This window comes from Bartonella sp. AC10YNML, from assembly GCF_042196825.1.
Taxonomy (GTDB): domain Bacteria; phylum Pseudomonadota; class Alphaproteobacteria; order Rhizobiales; family Rhizobiaceae; genus Bartonella.
The window spans coordinates 1-2,821 of record NZ_JBHIRA010000046.1 but is presented as its reverse complement, the minus strand read 5'-3'; the positions used below and the strand labels follow the sequence as shown (position 1 = coordinate 2,821).

The 2,821-nt window shown below is 37.6% G+C and carries 2 protein-coding genes; both read left to right on the top strand.

The window, feature by feature from the left end; translation table 11 throughout:
- Positions 1-375, top strand: a 375-nt coding sequence (locus ACFINA_RS09465) for an autotransporter outer membrane beta-barrel domain-containing protein (protein ID WP_375615505.1), incomplete at its 5' end; no start/stop codon positions are given.
- Positions 376-544: 169 nt separating this feature from the next.
- A partial coding sequence (locus ACFINA_RS09460; protein ID WP_375615504.1) for an autotransporter outer membrane beta-barrel domain-containing protein occupies positions 545-2,821 on the top strand: 2,277 nt, incomplete at its 3' end.

The window sequence follows — 2,821 nt, the reverse complement described above, 5'->3', positions numbered from 1 at the left end:
GTTTATCAGCATCTTCAGTTTAATCAGGCGTTTGATGTTGATAATCTTGATGTTGATTTAGGAAAATTTCATCAATGGGTGGGGCGTGTTGGTGGGCGTTTAAGCAAGACGTTAGGTGTTGTGGAAGAGGGACGTGAAGTTTCTTTTTATAGTAAGCTTTCTTATTTGCATAGTTTTGAAGATAAGCAATTCGTTTCTTTTAAAAACGATTTTCAGTTAGGTTCCTTTGGTTCTTCTTTGGAAGCAGGGGTTGGGTTTAATGCCCGTCTCTCAACAAAACTTTCTCTTCGTGGAGATGTCACTTATCAGCATAGATTTAAGAAAATTGGTTTTTCTGGAACGAGTTTCTCTGCTGGATTGCATTATTATTTTTAGCTATACATAAACTATATAGTAACTTATATATAAGTATATATAGTGTTATATTAAGTATTAAAGTAGCTCTTTAGTTTTATATTTATTGTATTTTGAGAAATTTATTAGCTTAAATATAGACATTATTCTTCAATAAATAGAAGTAGGGGAATAGGAGGCGGCAAGAGTTATGATTTATGTATTTCATAAATATGTATTTTTATGCAACGTTACAACAGCTATTCTTTATTTTTTGCAGGTTACGTATGTTAGTGCTGCGGGATCTTCAAGTGATCCAAGAGGGGTGTTTTATAAATGCGATGATAGAAAAACACACTTTCTCGCAGATAAAGTTTATTACTTAAAAAATTCTCAGGAGACTGCACCTATTGCAGCTATATATGTAGAAAAAGCAGGCACTGTTGTTAATGCCTCTCAGATAGCAGTTTATGGCGATGATCCAGATAAAATATCTGCGTATGGGGCGTATGTAAGAAATGGTGGAAAAATTAATCTAATAGCTTCAGATTTTAAGAGTATACCTGCTCTTCGTGCTCAAAATGCCGTTATTAGCATGACAGTAGGGGAAATTAAGGGGACTTCACATGCTATTTATGCATGGGGGAGAGGAACGGATATTGCTTTAGTGAGTGTGAATATCAATATTGAGCCAGATAATTTGAATGTAAAAGGGATCGGTATTATAAGTGGTTTTGATGCAATGGTTAAAATGACAGACGGTACCGTTAATTTTAACCAGATTGGCTCATTTTCAACCCGATTTGGGGGGCGCTATATTCTTGATACTATGGGGATTACGGGGCATGGAAGGAGAGAGGAAACTTTAACAGATAGTGATGGAGCTATGGGGGTATTGCCAGAAGCTTTTGAGGTTTTTCAAGGTGGTGACGTTCATTTGAAAAACAATTTTATCCAGCTAAACCATATGCATGCATTTTTGATGAAAAACTTTTCAGGTTATGTAAGTGATAATGGTAAGTTAATTCAAAAATATATTTCACCAGATGGCTTTAAAAATACAAGTATTAAGATAGAAAAAAACAATATTTCTGTTCAGGGTGAGGGAGTATATGGACTGTATTTTAATGTTTTAGCTCCAGAAGAGATTGCTAAAATGTTGAGGCAACGAGATGATGAAAAAAATTTAGAAACCAAAAAAGTTATTACGGGGAGGGCTTTTGTTTATTTATCAGAGACAAATATGACAGTTCCAGATGGGATTGCAATTTATGCGAAGGGGAATAAAGACTATGAAGTAAAAGGCACTCTTGAATTATCGCATGAAACAAAAATCTCTGGTGATGTGTTGCTAAAAGCTGAAAATAATGCTTCTCTATTGGTGAAAGCAAACGCTTCCTCTCTTACAGGAGGTACGCGTGTTGAAGATAGATCGGTTATTGATTTAGAGTTAATTCGTTATTCAAAATGGTATCTTACTAAAAGTAAATACAATGGTTTACAGGAATCTGTTTCATCGCTTTCTTCTCTAAGTCTTTCCAATAGCACATTGATCTTTGATGAAGATAGTGGTTATCAAACGCTACGCATTGGAAAAAAAGCAGATATAGATGCAGGAGATAAAATTCTCGCATCAAAAGATAAAAAAGTCTATAGTGCTGAGGGAAACGCTCAGATTAGGTTGAATACATTTTTGAATGATGAGGGTTTGTTTGATCCCCAAAAGACGGATCGCATATTGATCTATGGGGATGTTTCTGGAACGACATTCATTCATATGCAAAATTTTCCAAAATATTCAAGTAAAGAAGTCTATGAGGGAAGAGATCAAAGCATTTCAATCGTTCAAGTTGCAGGAACAGCGCGGGCAGGTTCTTTTCGACTCGCCAATGGTTATAATGGTTATACTACGGTGAAAGGTTTTCCTTATCAATATCGTATTCGTGGTTATGGTCCGGGCTCGCCTTTTGGAGAAGCGAATGCTAAGCAAAGATTAGTGGAAGGTGAGGGGGATTTTTGGGATTTCCGACTCGAAGGGGTTTATATTTCTTCTAGAATAGGTTCTTATAATGGTCCATTTGGTAAACCTGCTTCGTTTTCATTATCTCATCCTGTTAATCCTCCATCTTCTCCTCCCAATTCACTTTCTACGTCGTTGATATCTGACTCTCCTTCTTCTACGTTCTCTGCTCTTGTTGATCCTCCACCTTCTCCCCCCGATCCACTTTCTACGTCGTTGACATCTGACTCTCCTCCTTCTACGTCCTCTGGTCCTGTTGATCCTCCGCCCCCCAATCCATTTTCTACGTCGTTGATATCTGACTCTCCTTCTTCTACGTTCTCTGCTCTTGTTGATCCTCCACCTTCTCCCCCCGATCCACTTTCTACGTCGTTGACATCTGACTCTCCTTCTTCTACGTCCTCTGGTCCTGTTGATCCTCCGCCCCCCAATCCATTTTCTACGTCGTTGATATCTGACTCTCCTTCT